We start from the raw sequence: 14,704 nt of genomic DNA on the forward strand, positions 1-14,704 counted from the left end.
ATACATGAGCGATAATAGAGAGCGATTTAGCTCCCGTCTCGGATTTATACTGGCTGCAGCTGGTTCTGCCGTTGGTATTGGTAATTTAGTGGGTTTTCCCGTTTCTGCTACTAAAAATGGTGGCGGCGCATTTTTATTAATTTATGCTCTATTTGTCGTGTTTATTTGTTTACCCGTGATGATGGCAGAAATGGCCATGGGCCGAAATGCTCAAAAAGATCCGCTCGGTTCATACAAACTTTTAGCAAATAACGATAAAAAATGGAAATTTGCAGGATTTTTAGCCGTTTTAACTCCATTTATGATTGCCGTTTTTTATATGGTAATTACAGTGTGGATTTTTGGCTACTTGATACAGGCAGGCATGGGTAACTTAGATGCGTTAGCCGATCCAAGCCATTTTGGGACATTTATTAACAGCTACACAGTATTTGCTTATATGGCAGTGGTGGTTGTTATTGTTAACCTTATTTTACTCGGCGGTGTAAAACAGGGCATAGAAAAAGCGGCTAAAGTATTAATGCCAGCATTGTTGGTAATGCTGTTAGCTTTGGTAGCGTATGTTTTAACGCTAGATAACGCATTGGCAGGCGTTGAGTATTACGTTATTCCTGACTTTTCAAAAATGAGTGCTAGCGTACTCAATGGTGCATTGAGTCAAGCGTTCTTCTCTTTATCGCTAGGTATGGGTATTTTAATGACCTATGCGTCGTATATTTCTAAGAAAGACGACATAGTTAGTAGTGCAAAAATGGTGGCTATTACAGACTCACTAGTCGCGTTTGTTGCCGGCCTTATGGTTTTACCCGCTATATTTAGTTTTGACCCAAATACTAACCCGGAGTCGTTATCAGACTCGTCTGTATCAATGATTTTTGTTTATTTACCTAAAATTTTATTAGCATTACAAAACGATATTGGCTACGTAGGGGCTTCAGTTGTCGCCTTTTCATTCTTTTTACTTGTATTTTTTGCAGCAATAACGTCTTTGGTTTCAATTGTAGAAGTACCAACGGCAACATTGAGTGATCGTAAAGGTATTAGTCGTAAAAAAGCCTTAGGTATACTAACGCTTAGCACAGGCGTGCTTACAATTATATGTACTATGTCGTTTGGTATGGTTGACAGTTTAACGTCGTTTACCAGCTATGGCGGTGCCAGTAAGAGCTTTTTTGATATTGTAGTTGATGTATTCTACGACACTATTTTACCTCTTAATGGCTTAATGGTGTGTTTGTTTGTAATGTATCGATGGAAAAAAGCGCGTTTAACACAGGAACTAAGCCAAGGTTCACCTAGCTACGAAGGCAGCATGATGGAGAAATACGTTAATTTTTCTCTTTCAACGTTTATTCCATTCATTTTAGCCGTGATATTTATAAACACGGTTGCTACCAAGTTCTTTGGTTTAAAGTTATTTGGTTTTTAAAATGTGTAGTATGAAAATTAGCCGCGATTGTCGCGGCTTTTTTTGCCTAACATTTAGGTTAAAGCACCTGAGTCTAAATAACTCCCAATACCTAGAGTAAACATCCAAATTCCCCACAAGCTATGCTCAATAACACATACAAAGGTTGAGCGGCTTTGAGCGTAAGTATACGAAAATAACAACCCGCCTAAAAAAGCTAAAGATACCGCAATCAAATTTGCATAAATTATATGAGCCAGTGCAAACACAGTGGCACTTACAATAATTCGCATGCTTTTTTTAGGCATAATGTGTTTATAACGATGAAAAAAATAGGTTCTGAATATTAGCTCTTGAGGGATAACCGACAATACGGGGTATAGCAGTAACAAAAGCAGCCAATCATTAAAAGAATGACGGGGGAGGGCAAACCAATTTTCTTGATGGATGATCCCGTAAAACATACCAGAGAAAACGGCGCCTAATAAAAAGAAACTAAACAGACGATTTTTTACAGCAGAAAACTGCCCAAGGCTGGTAAGCCTGAAACGTTTAAAGTGTGGGTCGCTTAACAAAAGCATGCAACATACGCTCATTAATATTATAAGCGCAGGGAAAAGCCAATTTGCTAAATGGCTGCGTAAGCTAAAGCCTACTAGCGGTAAAAAAATAAATATGAGGGTAAATTCAAACCAGCGGTATTGATTAGCGTTCAAGGTCGTCTCAGGCTGTTTTTTTATAAACTAACAAGCTAAGACGACATTTTTATGACGAAAACTAGTTTACTGCTTCGTCATCATCAGGGAGGTATTTATAAAGGGCAATAATTGTGGCAAAAATGCTTACAAATGTAATAGCCATCAAGCCAAAGACTTTAAAGTTTACCCAAAAGTCGAGTGAAAAGTTATACGCTATGTATATGTTAAGTGCTGCAATACCGGCGGTAATAGCTACCCACATTAAGTTTAATTTATCCCATAATGGCTCTGGCACGGTTATTTTTTTATCTGTGTCATTTGCGTTTTCTAAAATAGCGGTTAGTGCCTTTTTTACTAAGTTTTTATTGAGTATGTAACGACTCACAAGCAGCATAATGCTGAAACCCGCGTATATAATAGTGGCTTTCCATTTTACAAATTGCTCATCATGAAACACAAGCGTTAAGGTGCCAAACACGGCAGCAATAGAAAAAAAGATCCACTGGCGGGTCGGTACTTTCCCATGTTTGTAATAGCTAAATATGACTTGAATAAGCGATGTTGCAATTAATAAAGCCGTTGCCCAGTAAATATCTACAAGCTTAAACACTGCAAAAAACAGTATAAGTGGAATGTATTCAATTAATGCGTGCATATACTACCTAAATTATACAAAAATAAATTACAGCGTTTTTACCACATAACACTTGGTAACTACAAGGTTGACTTAAAGCCCTGTAAGCCTTAGCCTGCGTGGCTTTATTTATTCATCATTATATTCCCACGTTAAACGTATTCATTGTTTACGTGTATTTAGGAGCCTTATATGAACAAAACTCAACTTATTGCCGAAATGGCAAAACAAAGCGAACTTACTAAAAAAGATTCACAAGCCGCTCTTACAAGTATTCAAAAAGTGATTACTAAATCGTTATCTGAAGGTGATCAGGTGCAAATTAATGGATTTGGTACGTTTGCACTTAGCTATTATCCGGCACGCACTGGGCGCAATCCACAAACGGGTGAGGCAATCGAAATAGAAGGGGCTAACAAGGCCGTTTTTAAACCAGCTAAAGCACTTAAAGATCGCCTTTAATACTTCACTTCTACTTACCTTTTTATTTGTACTATCTAGAACAACGCTCTTTTAACGTCATGTAGATTATTCATTAATTATAAATAATTTACATGGGGTTATATCATAAATTAAAATTTAATATAATTTTCAATGATTTAAATTTGGCATCCGTCCTGCTTATTGTTTAGTGAGTTAAACACTTAATTAATTTATAAGGAGAGCCAAATGAATACATTACAATCGCGTACGCCCCTAAAAGGTAAAAAAATTGCCATTTTAGCCACTGACGGTTTTGAACAAAGTGAGTTGTTTTCTCCTCGCGATGCATTATTAAACGCGGGTGCAGAAATAGAGATCGTCTCTATCAAAGAAGGTAAAATAACTGGGTGGAATGAAGATAAATGGGGCGAAAAAGTATCAGTAGATAAACTCGTCACCAATACAAACTCTGCTGATTACGATGCATTAATGTTACCCGGTGGGTTATTTAATCCAGACAGCCTTCGTCAAGACAAACACGCAAAAGCCTTTATAGACGGCTTTTTTGGTGCAGAAAAAAACAAACCAGTTGCTGCAATTTGTCATGCACCATGGTTGTTGGCAGAAATTAACAAGTTACGTGACCGCACAATCACTTCTTTCCCAAGTATTAAAAGCGATTTAATGAATGCAGGCGCAAATTGGGTAAATGAAGAAGTGTGTGTAGACAGAGGTTTAGTGACCAGCCGCAGTCCAGAAGATTTAGATGCTTTTAACGCTAAATTTATTGAAGAAGTGCTAGAAGGGAAGCATAAAGCACACTAAATTTTAATAATGAAAAAGGGCATTTAAATGCCCTTTTAATGTGTTTAAACCTGAGTTTACTTAAAGCTCTGTAGCGGCTTTCATGTTGCTAACAAACGTTTTTAGTTTTGTTGTCATTGCATCCAAATCATCAAGATTGGCTTCAATAATCTTTACCACCGCAGAGCCTGAAATTGCCCCGGCTGCACCTGCATTTAATGCTGATTTCACATCGTCTGGCGTTGAAATACCAAAGCCTAGTAGAGCAGGGGCTGCATGATACTCTTTTAATTTATTTACAATATTACCAGCGGGCATTTGTGCTTTGGTATCAGTACCTGTTACGCCTGCACGTGAAAGCAAATAAGTATAACCGCGTCCATATGAAGCACACTGGCGAAGAGTGTCGTCATCTGCATTAGGTGTTGCAATAAATATTGGGTCAACCCCATTATCCATTGCAGCCTTTCTAAACATTTTAGACTCATGCAAAGGAACATCTGCTACCAAAATAGAGTCCACCCCTACGGCTTTTGCATCTTTGTAAAACGCTTCTAAGCCACGTTTAAACACTAAGTTTGAATATAACAATAAACCAATTGGAATATCTGCATTGTATTCACGAATTTCTTTAATGATGTCAAAGCAATCTTGGGTGTTAATATTCACATCAAGCGCACGAATATTAGCGGCTTGGATAACAGGGCCATCGGCTATTGGATCTGAAAAGGGGATACCCAGCTCTAGTCCGTCAGCACCACCATCAATTAAGCTTTTAATGATAGCAATACTCTGCTCTTTACCTGGATCGCCAATAGTCACAAAGGGAACAAACGCACCTTGATTTTTCTCATTAAGTGCACTAAACATGTCGCCATAACGGTCCGTCTTAACTTGGCTCATAGCTGGCCTCCTTCAGATAATACTTTGTGTACATGTGCTAAATCTTTATCGCCACGGCCACTTAAATTAATTACGATTACACTGTCTTGCGTCTGCTCTTCTGCATATTTTAGCGCGTAGGCTAAAGCATGGCTTGACTCCAGAGCGGGAATAATACCTTCGTTTTTAGCTAATGACTGAAATGCGTCAAGTGCCTCAGTGTCACTGATACCTACATATTGTGCACGGCCAGTTTCATGTAAAAATGCATGCTGTGGGCCTACCGCTGGGTAATCTAGACCCGCTGATACAGAGTATGACTCTTCAATTTGGCCATCATCGTTTTGCATAATGTAAGTGTATGTACCGTGTAGTATACCTTTAGTACCCTTACAAATAGTGGCGCCGTGTTCATGGGTGTCTAAGCCTTTACCCGCTGGCTCTACACCAATTAGTTTTACGCTAGGCTCGTCAATAAAATCGGTAAACATACCTATAGCATTTGACCCACCACCCACGCAGGCTATAACGGCGTCTGGTAAGCGTCCTTCAGCTTCAAGCACTTGTTGCTTGGCTTCTTCACCAATTACTTTTTGGTATTCGCGAACAATTGTTGGGAATGGGTGAGGGCCCGCCGCAGTTCCTAGTAAGTAGTGCGCTTCTTGGTAGTTAGCTGACCAGTCACGTAGCGCTTCGTTTACGGCATCTTTTAATGTGCCAGAACCCGCTGTAACAGGAATGACTTCTGCGCCCATTAATTTCATTCTAAATACATTAGGTTGTTGGCGTTCAACGTCTTTCGCGCCCATGTATATACGGCATTTTAAACCTAAAAGTGCGCATGCTAAAGCAGTAGCAACACCATGCTGACCTGCGCCGGTTTCAGCAATTACTTCTTTTTTACCCATACGTTTTGTTAATAACGCTTGGCCAAGCACCTGGTTTGTTTTGTGTGCACCACCATGAAGTAGATCTTCACGCTTTAAGTAAAGTTTAACCTTTGGGTTTTTAACTAAATTACGCGTTAAAGTAAGAGGCGTAGGGCGACCCGCATACTCGTTTAATAATTTGCTAAGTTCTGCCTGAAACTCAGGATCTTTTTGCGCTTTGTTAAATTCGTTTTCTAACTGCTTAAGTGCAGGGACAAGCAACTCGGGTACAAACATACCGCCAAACTCGCCAAAATAAGCTGGATTTTGCATTTTAACCTCAATAATTTCTGATACTTGTAAAAGCATGATGTAATTTGTTTGGGCACTTTTTGCCCGGAGCATCTTCAACCCCAGAATTTAAGTCAAGGCCTAAGGCACCTTGATAAAGCGCATCTTTAATATTGTCTGGATTTAAGCCACCAGCTAGCATAAACGGTGTTGTTGCATCGCGAAGAAGCGACCAATCAAATACTTTTCCTGTTCCACCAGCTTGTTTATCACTGTGAGTGTCGTACAAGTGGCGGTCAACTCCATTTACAGGAGTAGGTAGCTCATCTTTAATTGCTTGTGCTTTCCAAATTTCGCAATTGCTAGGTAACTGTGTACGCAACGCTTTAATGTAATCGTCACTTTCTTGGCCATGTAATTGAACTGCCGCTAATTTTAACACACTTGCGGCGTGAGCAACTTTCTCTGTTGGCTCATCAACAAAAACACCCACAAACTTGAGGGGGGCTGATTGCGTTATGGCTTGGGCGCAATCTAAATCAACACAACGTGGAGACTTAGAATGAAAAATTAAACCGCCATATATAGCGCCCGCATTATACGCAGCTTGCGCATCTTGGCTGCGAGTAAGTCCACATACTTTACTTTCCCCAAAAATAACCCGGCGACATGCTTGTTCTAAATCAACTTCGGCCATCAGCGAGCTACCAATTAAAAAGCCATCGCACAGCGGTGCTAAGCGTTTAACGTCTTGATGGGTATAGATACCTGACTCCGAAATAACAACTCTATCTTCAGGTATTAATTTACGTAGTTTTTCAGTAGTAGCTAAATCGGTACTCAAGTCACGTAAATCACGGTTATTAATACCAATAATTTTAGCATTTAGGTCAAGTGCTCGGTGTACTTCTTCTTCGTTACTTACCTCGGTTAGCACCGCCATATTGAGTGAATCAGCGACCTTATGCAGTGCTGTGTATTCTTCATCATTAAGTACCGAAAGCATAAGTAAGATAGCATCGCCACCATAAATACGAGCCATATAAACCTGATACTCATCTATGAAAAAGTCTTTACAAATAAGTGGCTGATCAACTTGGCTACGTACAAACTCTAGGTAGTCAAAGCTACCTTGAAAGTATTTAGTATCGGTGAGTACGCTCATGCAGCTTGCATATTTTTTGTAAGCTGCAGTGATTTCAGTTAAATCAAAAGGTTCTCTTATTAACCCCTTAGAAGGGGACGCTTTTTTACATTCTAAAATAAATTGCGTACCGGGTGCCGCCAATGCTTTATAAAAATCACGGCTGGTTGGCACCGCTTGATCTTTAAAACTTTCAAGCGGACGAGCGGCTTTTCGTTCAATTAATTCTAGCTTTTTATCAGCAACAATTTTGTCTAATACATTAGCCATGACTTACCTCAATAATTGCATTTAATGTGTCCATGGCTTTGCCTGAACTTAAAAGTGAGTGTACTTGCTGTGCGCCATCTTTAAGTAAATCAGCTTTACCTGTTAGATATAAAAGAGCAGCAACATTTACCACAATAGCGGCGTTGTGCGCATCAGTGCCTTTGCCTTGTAAAATAGCAACGCTTGCATCAGCGTTATATTGTGGGCCTTCACCTGCTAGTTGTTCAAGTGAATAGTTTGCAAGGCCGAAGTCGCTTGGGTTGAGCGTGTACTGGTTTATTTCACCGTTGTTTAATTCAACAACATGCGTTGGCCCATGAAGGGCAATTTCGTCAGTGCCAGAACCGTGTACGATCATTGCGCGTTGTGTGCCTAATGTTTTAAGCGTTTGCGCCATAGGCATACATAGGGACTCGTCGTAGACCCCCAATAATTGCACATCAGGCGCCGCAGGGTTAGCAAGGGGGCCTAGAATATTAAAAATAGTTCGTGTTTTAAGTGCAGTACGCACACCCATCGCATGGCGCACACCGCTGTGATAATGAGGTGCAAACAAAAATGTAAAGTGTGTTTGCTCAAGGCATTTTGCTGCTTGTTCAGGGCTCATATCTATATTAATACCAAGCGCTTTGAGTAAGTCGGCAGAGCCTGAGTTACTCGACACACTGCGGTTGCCATGTTTTACCATGTTAATACCCGCTGCAGCTGCGACAATAGCGGCAGTGGTGCTGATATTAATAGTATTTGACCCATCGCCACCGGTGCCACAACTATCTGCAAGTTGTGAGCAAGTAGTATTAAAAGCCACTGCGTTTTCACGCATAGATGCCGCAGCTCCCGCTATTTCATCACTCACTTCACCTTTCATTTTAAGACTAATAAGCAAAGCAGTTAGCTCAATATCGCTCATGTTACCTTGCATAATTTCATTAAATAGCGCTTTTGATTGGCTATAACTGAGTGATTGCTTAATCGTAAGTTGCTCAATTGCGTGTTGAACATTAAGTACGTTGGTTAAATGTGTACTCATAACGTCCTCTTAATTATTATTTGTTAGGTAAGCAACACTTTGTTGCAGCAACATAGCCCCGTTGGGCGTTAGTATTGATTCAGGGTGAAACTGATAACCCAGAGCACCGTCATCATGGTGATAAATAGCCATAGGAATATCTTGGTATTGTGCTATTACCTCTATGCTATCAGGTACTTGCGTAGCCATTAATGAGTGGTAACGTGCCACCGGCATTGTATCGCCCATATTTTCAAACACAGGGTGTGTGCTTAGATCAATAATTGATGACTTACCATGTACGGTTTCACCCGCATGTCCGATTACTCCGCCATAACTTTGTGTTAACGCTTGTTGACCTAAACAAATACCCAGCATAGGAAAGTGGCCCTTACACAGCGCAATAAGATCCATGAGGCAACCAGCATCGCTTGGTGTGCCTGGGCCTGGAGAAAGTACAAGTAATACTTGGCCTTGCTCTTGGCGCATTTTATTAAAAATAGTATCGGCGCTTATGTTATTTCTATACACAACAAGCTCACCACCGAGCATAGTTAGTTCGTCTACCAAGTTGTAACTAAACGAGTCAAAGTTATCTAAAAAGTAAATTTTGATTGGCTGTGATGCACCCATGTTATACCGCCTCGAAAGTTGATTTTATGGCGGTTATAACCGCTTGAGCTTTAGCACGTGTCTCGTTAGCTTCAGATTGTGGGTCTGAGTCAAATACAACCCCGGCACCGGCTTGCACATAAGCCATGTTGTTTTTAACAAAGGCAGAGCGAATAACAATACAACTGTCCATTGCGCCGTCACCGGTTAAATAACCTACTGCGCCACCGTAACTGCCACGTCGTTTTCCTTCTGTTTGGCGAACTAATTCTGCAGCGCGAACTTTAGGCGCGCCTACTAAGGTACCCATGTTCATGCATGCTTGGTAAGCGTGAAGTGCATCAAGTTCGGGTTTTAATGTACCAACAACACGTGAAACTAAATGCATAACTTGCGAATAACGGTCTACTTTTAATAGCTCTTTGGCATGACGTGTACCTGCAACACTAATTCGTGCTACATCGTTACGGGCTAAGTCAACAAGCATTAAGTGTTCTGCACGTTCTTTTTGATCGTTTCTAAGTTCAAGCTCAATACGGCTATCTAAATCGGGGTTTATTTGCCCATTAGCAAACTTACCACGAGGGCGCGTTCCTGCAATTGGGTATACTTCTACCTGTTGATTATTAATATCGTATTTAAGGGCCGATTCGGGTGATGCGCCAAATAAAGCAAAGTCTTCATCGCGCATATAAAACATATAAGGGCTTGGGTTTTGTTGTTTTAATTGGCTGTACGCATGTAAAGCGTTAGGGCAAGGCAGCGAGAAAGTACGAGAAGGAACAACCTGAAAAATATCACCGTCTACAATGTTCTTTTTAAGTTTTACAACCTGCTGACAGTAGGTGCTGTCGCTTATGTCTACATTTACCTCACATTCGCCTTTGTTTAATGGGGCGCTGTATTGGGCTGCGTTATCGCAAAGGCTATTTAACTGCTCTAGCTGTTTGCCTACTTCAAAGCAGTTTGCGTGTACGTCTGGGCCGTTAAATACGTTACCGATAAGTTCGGTGGTCTGTTTTTGGTGGTCTATTACAACTAATGTTTCAGCTAAATAAAATACATAATCAGGACAGCTGTTCTCGCCATCGGGAACGTCACTTAACTGTTCAAAGTTTGCAACCATGTCGTAGGCAAATACACCGCCTAAAAATAGAGAAAATGGATTGTCGGTGGTGCTTTTGATTGAGTTAATACAAGTTCGTAGGGCACTAAATGCATTATCGGCCACTAGTTTACTGGCTTCATCAATGTCGTTACTTGTACTCAAGTAATTTAGGGTTAGGGTTGTATCGTTTAATTCTACATTGCAGTTTTTAACATGAGCTTGTAAGTAACTTAACAGCTGGTGGCCATTATTTGACTGGGCTGTAATCGTGACTGTTTTGCCTTGGCAAACAATGCGCAATGCGCAATCGACTAAAATTAAACTTTTTACACTGTCTTTAGAATCAATTTCAGCCGATTCAAGTAGCAGTGAGTTAGGTTTATCAAGTGCCGCGTACAGCGCAAGTGGACTACTGATGTAGTCGCGGGTTTGCGTAATACTCGTTACTTCACCCGGCGTAGTTGTTATATGACTAAAAATCAAACCTCATTCCCTCAAAAAAATTAAACCCCGCAATGCTGTGCAATGCGGGGTTTGAATAACGATATCTAAATTACAAACAGATCATTACCGTCCCGCTATACCAGGCGCCACCACCAATGATGTGTAAGAGTAATACCGTTATTCATGTTTTCTGCCTCAAATTTATTATGTATTTATTAAAATTTAGTTATAAAAAAACCCGCATGTTTGCGGGTTTTGAAATTTTGTCAGACACGACAATTCATCACCCGATAATTACGAGTGCCACCACCAAATTGTGTTTAGGTTTGAATTGTTCATTGTTTTTAATTCTTTATGTGTCTTAAAGTGGCTACAGTAAAACGTATCTAGTGCTTTTGTGTCAAGTGTTTATTTAAAACAATTTAATGAAAAAACTTGTTATACTTGCATAAATACCTTCAAACCTTAATTTTAAGCAGTTTTCTTTTGATAAAATATGATTTACATAGCCACACAACACATTCAGACGGACATTTAACGGTTGAAGAATTATTAAACCGTGCAGTAGATAAAAATATTGATGTGTTTGCTATTACCGATCATGACACTGTGGCAGCTATTAAACCGGCTCAATCATTTATTCAGTCAGAGAATCTTCCGCTGTCATTAATTACAGGCACAGAAATATCGACAAAGTGGGAAAGCTTTGAGATCCACATTGTCGGGTTAAACATAAATATTGATAACGAAGAGCTCGATGCCTTATTAACTGCACAGCAGCAAAAGCGAGAGGAACGGGCAACACAAATAGGCTTTCGCCTTGAAAAAAATGGCTTTGAAGGCATTTACGACCAAGCTAAAGAACTTGCTGTAAATGGACAAATTACACGTGCCCATTTTGCACGTGCATTAATGCAGCGTGGAGTCGCTAAAAATTTCCCTGGAATATTTAAAAAGTATTTAGGGCGAGGTAAAACGGGGTACGTACCAAGCTGTTGGTGTGATATGCAAACCGCTATTAAAGCAATACATGCAGCAGGAGGGGTTGCAGTGCTTGCCCATCCAAGTAGTTACAGAATGTCTAATAAGTGGTTGCGTAGACTGTTAGTTGAATTTAAAAATGCAGGGGGAGATGCAATGGAAGTAGCGCAACCTCAGCAAGCACCTAGTGAACGTCAATTTTTAGGTGAACTCAGCCGAGAGTACGAATTATTATGTTCACAAGGCTCAGATTTTCATTTTCCGACAAGCTATTTAGAGCTTGGTAAAAATTTATACTTACCTAAAGATTGCCAAGGTGTTTGGCAAGTTTGGGAAGGACAAGAAGGGGCATTAACATGAGTCAATTATTTCATATTCATCCAGATAACCCACAAGCAAGGTTAATAACTCAAGCTGTTGATACAATAAAACAAGGTGGTGTTGTTGTTTACCCTACCGACTCTGGCTATGCAATTGGCTGTAATATTGGTAATAAGCAAGCCAAAGAACGTATAGAGCGTATTCGTGGCATTGATAAAAACGACAATTTTACACTTGTATGTCGTGATTTATCAGAGTTATCTACTTATGCACGCGTTGATAATCAATTATTCCGACTGATTAAAAATAATACGCCGGGACCTTATACCTTTATTTTTAAAGGCACAAAGGAAGTACCTAAGCGTTTATTAAACGATAAGAAAAAAACGATTGGCATACGTGTTATTGAGCACCCAATAGCATGTGCACTGTTAGCCGAGTTGGGCGAGCCGCTAATGTCATGTTCGCTTATCTTACCCGGACAAGAATTTACAGAGTCGGACCCAGACGAGATTTTAGATAGGCTTGATAAGCATGTAGATCTAATTATTCACGGTGGATACTTACCAGAGCAGGCAACAACCGTTATTGATTTGTCCGAGGACGATGTAAAAATACTGCGTGTTGGCTGTGGTGATGTGAGCCCGTTTGAGTAATTAAACGTGGCTTCAACGACTAAACTTCCACCAGTAATTGATGAGCCAGTGCAGCAAAATCTGCCACTGGCTTTTTTGCATGGAAAGGCCGTTGTTGATAAACCTGAAGACTTATATATTCCACCCGACGCACTTGAAGTTATTTTAGAAACCTTTGAGGGGCCGCTTGATTTACTTCTTTATTTAATAAAAAAACATAAGCTTGACGTACTTGAGCTTTCAATATTTAGTATTACAGAACAATATGTTAGCTATGTTGAAATGATGAGCGAATTTCAATTAGAGCTAGCTGGTGAGTATTTAGTCATGGCGGCATTGTTAGCGCAAATAAAATCACGGCTGCTTCTTCCTGTTCACGAAGAGCTCGAAGAAGAGGAAGACCCTCGTGCTGAACTAATTAAACGCCTACAAGAATACGAGCAGTTTAAAAAAGCAGCTGAAAATTTGGATGATATTCCTCGTGTTGGTCGTGATATTTTCGTTGCCCATGCGGTAATGACCATTAACGACGATACAAGCAAAAACCTACCCGAATTAGAACTCAAAGATTTAATGCTTGCCTTAAGTGAAGTTATGGCGAGAGCTAAAACCTTTGAGCATCATCAAATAACAGCAGAAGTGTTATCAACCCGCGAGCGCATGAGCCAAATATTACAACAGCTTTCCAAAGCAAAGAGTACAATTGTGTTTAACGAACTGTTTAAAGCATCAGAAGGGCGCAGCGGGGTTGTCGTAAGCTTTATAGCTATACTTGAGCTTATCAAGGAAGGGCTTATTACTTGCCTGCAAGTTAATGAAGAGAGCTTAATATACGTAAGCCTCACTGAATAGCCGCTTCGAGTAAAACTGAAACACTCTCTTTAACCACTAAACTCCCCTATGTAAACCATTTATGTGCATATACGCACACAAGCTGTTTGCACATGCTATTTTACTGTGCACTTCTTTTCTATATCTTGTCGTTATCAAAACACAGGATATTAATTATGTTTAAAAACACACCACTCTCATATGGGGTCGTTGCCATTATATTGCATTGGTTGATGGCGTTTACCGTTATTGGCTTATTTGGTTTGGGTTTATACATGGTTGAACTTACCTACTATGACAGTTGGTACAAAGGTTCTCTTGATTTACATAAAAGCATTGGAATTACGCTTGCAGCTATTTTGATTTTTAGAATTTTATGGCGTGTTTTTTCTAAACAGCCAAAACCGCTAGGTACAAATACTAAAGTGAATCAACTAGCACATACTGCCCACATAGCTATGTACATTTTATTAGCTGTGATTGTGGTAGCTGGTTATTTGATCTCAACTGCAGATGGAAGGCCCATTGAAGTTTTTACCCTGTTTAATGTGTCTGCTCTCGACTTTGTTTTTGATGATCAAGCTGATATAGCAGGAAAAGTTCATTACTACGGTGCATGTATATTAATTGGTTTTGTTGTTTTACATGCATTGGGTGCACTAAAGCACCATTTTATAGATAAAGATAAAACTTTAACAAGAATGATTACCCCATTGAAGGAAGATTAATATGAACAAACTATTACTAAATACGGCTGTATCGGCGGCTCTCGTTTTATCAGCATCGGCTGTAAATGCTGCTGAATATGTTATTGATACAAAAGGGGCACATGCTTTTGTGAACTTTAAAATAAAACATTTGGGTTACAGCTGGCTACATGGACGTTTTAATACGTTTGACGGTGAATTCAATTATGATGCAGAAAAACCTAATGCTTCACAAATAATGGTAAATATAGATACAACCAGTCTTGACTCTAACCATGCAGAGCGAGATAAGCACTTACGTGGTAAAGATTTTTTAAATGTTGATAAATACCCAACGGCTACATTTAAAAGTACTAAAATTACTTTTAACAACGATGATTCAGGCAAAGTAACTGGTGATTTTACATTACATGGTGTGACAAAAAGTATTACCTTTGAAATAGATAAAATAGGTGAGGGTCAAGACCCGTGGGGTGGTTACCGTGTTGGATTTGAAGGCGAAACAAGCCTTAAATTAAGTGACTATGGTATTAACTATAATTTAGGACCTGCGTCGACGCATGTTGATATTGGGTTATTTATTGAAGGTATTCGTAAATAAGCAGGGTTGTAATTATACAACTAACTTTGAAA

General features: G+C 39.7%; 16 protein-coding genes. 8 read left to right on the forward strand and 8 right to left on the reverse strand.

The features are described 5' to 3' along the window. The first annotated feature begins 4 nt into the window (after positions 1 to 4). Positions 5 to 1,429, forward strand: coding sequence for a sodium-dependent transporter (locus PS1M3_RS06745; RefSeq protein WP_006792220.1), 1,425 nt, complete (start codon positions 5 to 7; stop codon positions 1,427 to 1,429). A gap of 53 nt (positions 1,430 to 1,482) precedes the next feature. On the opposite strand, the gene PS1M3_RS06750 is transcribed toward PS1M3_RS06745, so the two are convergent. Both PS1M3_RS06750 and ispZ read right to left on the reverse strand, forming a co-directional pair. After that, positions 1,483 to 2,124, reverse strand: a complete 642-nt coding sequence (locus PS1M3_RS06750; RefSeq protein WP_203986903.1) for a CPBP family intramembrane glutamic endopeptidase — start codon at positions 2,122 to 2,124, stop codon at positions 1,483 to 1,485. Positions 2,125 to 2,185: 61 nt separating this feature from the next. Beyond that, positions 2,186 to 2,761, reverse strand: coding sequence for a septation protein IspZ (gene ispZ / locus PS1M3_RS06755; protein WP_008127733.1), 576 nt, complete (start codon positions 2,759 to 2,761; stop codon positions 2,186 to 2,188). 171 nt (positions 2,762 to 2,932) lie between these two features. Between ispZ and PS1M3_RS06760 the strand changes: the two genes are divergently transcribed. Together PS1M3_RS06760 and PS1M3_RS06765 are read left to right on the forward strand one after the other, a co-directional pair. Further along, complete coding sequence (locus tag PS1M3_RS06760) at positions 2,933 to 3,202, forward strand: HU family DNA-binding protein (RefSeq protein WP_203986905.1); 270 nt, start codon at positions 2,933 to 2,935, stop codon at positions 3,200 to 3,202. A gap of 207 nt (positions 3,203 to 3,409) precedes the next feature. Then, positions 3,410 to 3,988 (forward strand): type 1 glutamine amidotransferase domain-containing protein, encoded by a 579-nt coding sequence (locus PS1M3_RS06765; RefSeq protein WP_203986907.1) that lies wholly within the window; start codon positions 3,410 to 3,412, stop codon positions 3,986 to 3,988. Between the two features lie 60 nt (positions 3,989 to 4,048). Here the strand turns inward: PS1M3_RS06765 and trpA are convergent, their stop codons facing one another. From trpA to PS1M3_RS06795, 6 genes are read right to left on the reverse strand one after another with little or no spacing between them, the layout of a single operon-like run. Continuing rightward, positions 4,049 to 4,870, reverse strand: a complete 822-nt coding sequence (trpA, locus tag PS1M3_RS06770; RefSeq protein ID WP_203986910.1) for a tryptophan synthase subunit alpha — start codon at positions 4,868 to 4,870, stop codon at positions 4,049 to 4,051. Then, positions 4,867 to 6,051 (reverse strand): tryptophan synthase subunit beta, encoded by a 1,185-nt coding sequence (trpB, locus tag PS1M3_RS06775; RefSeq protein WP_006792214.1) that lies wholly within the window; start codon positions 6,049 to 6,051, stop codon positions 4,867 to 4,869. Before trpB ends, trpA begins: the two co-directional genes overlap by 4 nt. Positions 6,052 to 6,058: 7 nt before the next feature. Then, complete coding sequence (gene trpCF / locus PS1M3_RS06780; RefSeq protein ID WP_203986913.1) at positions 6,059 to 7,423, reverse strand: bifunctional indole-3-glycerol-phosphate synthase TrpC/phosphoribosylanthranilate isomerase TrpF; 1,365 nt, start codon at positions 7,421 to 7,423, stop codon at positions 6,059 to 6,061. Continuing rightward, positions 7,416 to 8,453, reverse strand: coding sequence for an anthranilate phosphoribosyltransferase (gene trpD, locus PS1M3_RS06785; RefSeq protein WP_138739999.1), 1,038 nt, complete (start codon positions 8,451 to 8,453; stop codon positions 7,416 to 7,418). Before trpD ends, trpCF begins: the two co-directional genes overlap by 8 nt. A 9-nt stretch (positions 8,454 to 8,462) precedes the next feature. Then, complete coding sequence (locus PS1M3_RS06790; protein ID WP_138740000.1) at positions 8,463 to 9,065, reverse strand: aminodeoxychorismate/anthranilate synthase component II; 603 nt, start codon at positions 9,063 to 9,065, stop codon at positions 8,463 to 8,465. A gap of 1 nt (position 9,066) precedes the next feature. Continuing rightward, positions 9,067 to 10,635 carry an anthranilate synthase component 1 gene (locus tag PS1M3_RS06795; RefSeq protein ID WP_138740001.1) on the reverse strand — a complete coding sequence of 523 codons (1,569 nt, stop codon included), beginning with the start codon at positions 10,633 to 10,635 and terminating at the stop codon, positions 9,067 to 9,069. A gap of 447 nt (positions 10,636 to 11,082) precedes the next feature. On the opposite strand from PS1M3_RS06795, the gene PS1M3_RS06800 reads away from it, so the two are divergent. The 5 genes from PS1M3_RS06800 to PS1M3_RS06820 all read left to right on the forward strand — a co-directional run bounded on the left by PS1M3_RS06800 (position 11,083) and on the right by PS1M3_RS06820 (position 14,672). After that, positions 11,083 to 11,937: a PHP domain-containing protein gene (locus PS1M3_RS06800; RefSeq protein ID WP_138740002.1), complete on the forward strand. Its 855-nt coding sequence runs from the start codon at positions 11,083 to 11,085 to the stop codon at positions 11,935 to 11,937. Then, entirely contained in the window at positions 11,934 to 12,554 is a 621-nt protein-coding gene (locus tag PS1M3_RS06805) for an L-threonylcarbamoyladenylate synthase (RefSeq protein ID WP_138740003.1), read from the forward strand. Before PS1M3_RS06800 ends, PS1M3_RS06805 begins: the two co-directional genes overlap by 4 nt. Before the next feature lie 6 nt (positions 12,555 to 12,560). Continuing rightward, positions 12,561 to 13,385, forward strand: a complete 825-nt coding sequence (locus tag PS1M3_RS06810; protein ID WP_203986917.1) for a ScpA family protein — start codon at positions 12,561 to 12,563, stop codon at positions 13,383 to 13,385. Between the two features lie 155 nt (positions 13,386 to 13,540). Beyond that, positions 13,541 to 14,092 carry a cytochrome b gene (locus tag PS1M3_RS06815; RefSeq protein WP_203986919.1) on the forward strand — a complete coding sequence of 184 codons (552 nt, stop codon included), beginning with the start codon at positions 13,541 to 13,543 and terminating at the stop codon, positions 14,090 to 14,092. Position 14,093: 1 nt separating this feature from the next. Then, positions 14,094 to 14,672 (forward strand): YceI family protein, encoded by a 579-nt coding sequence (locus PS1M3_RS06820; RefSeq protein WP_203986922.1) that lies wholly within the window; start codon positions 14,094 to 14,096, stop codon positions 14,670 to 14,672. Positions 14,673 to 14,704 lie beyond the last annotated feature (32 nt).

Origin of the sequence: Pseudoalteromonas sp. PS1M3 (assembly GCF_016865405.1) — a bacterium.
Classification (GTDB): domain Bacteria; phylum Pseudomonadota; class Gammaproteobacteria; order Enterobacterales; family Alteromonadaceae; genus Pseudoalteromonas; species Pseudoalteromonas marina.

What these genes read in the sequence shown, in the direction of transcription:
- PS1M3_RS06745 (WP_006792220.1), top strand. Translation starts at nt 5, where the DNA reads ATGAGCGATAATAGAGAGCGATTTAGCTCCCGTCTCGGATTTATACTG.
- ispZ (WP_008127733.1), bottom strand. Translation starts at nt 2,761, where the DNA reads ATGCACGCATTAATTGAATACATTCCACTTATACTGTTTTTTGCAGTG.
- PS1M3_RS06760 (WP_203986905.1), top strand. Translation starts at nt 2,933, where the DNA reads ATGAACAAAACTCAACTTATTGCCGAAATGGCAAAACAAAGCGAACTT.
- PS1M3_RS06765 (WP_203986907.1), top strand. Translation starts at nt 3,410, where the DNA reads ATGAATACATTACAATCGCGTACGCCCCTAAAAGGTAAAAAAATTGCC.
- trpA (WP_203986910.1), bottom strand. Translation starts at nt 4,870, where the DNA reads ATGAGCCAAGTTAAGACGGACCGTTATGGCGACATGTTTAGTGCACTT.
- trpB (WP_006792214.1), bottom strand. Translation starts at nt 6,051, where the DNA reads ATGCAAAATCCAGCTTATTTTGGCGAGTTTGGCGGTATGTTTGTACCC.
- trpCF (WP_203986913.1), bottom strand. Translation starts at nt 7,423, where the DNA reads ATGGCTAATGTATTAGACAAAATTGTTGCTGATAAAAAGCTAGAATTA.
- trpD (WP_138739999.1), bottom strand. Translation starts at nt 8,453, where the DNA reads ATGAGTACACATTTAACCAACGTACTTAATGTTCAACACGCAATTGAG.
- PS1M3_RS06790 (WP_138740000.1), bottom strand. Translation starts at nt 9,065, where the DNA reads ATGGGTGCATCACAGCCAATCAAAATTTACTTTTTAGATAACTTTGAC.
- PS1M3_RS06805 (WP_138740003.1), top strand. Translation starts at nt 11,934, where the DNA reads ATGAGTCAATTATTTCATATTCATCCAGATAACCCACAAGCAAGGTTA.
- PS1M3_RS06815 (WP_203986919.1), top strand. Translation starts at nt 13,541, where the DNA reads ATGTTTAAAAACACACCACTCTCATATGGGGTCGTTGCCATTATATTG.
- PS1M3_RS06820 (WP_203986922.1), top strand. Translation starts at nt 14,094, where the DNA reads ATGAACAAACTATTACTAAATACGGCTGTATCGGCGGCTCTCGTTTTA.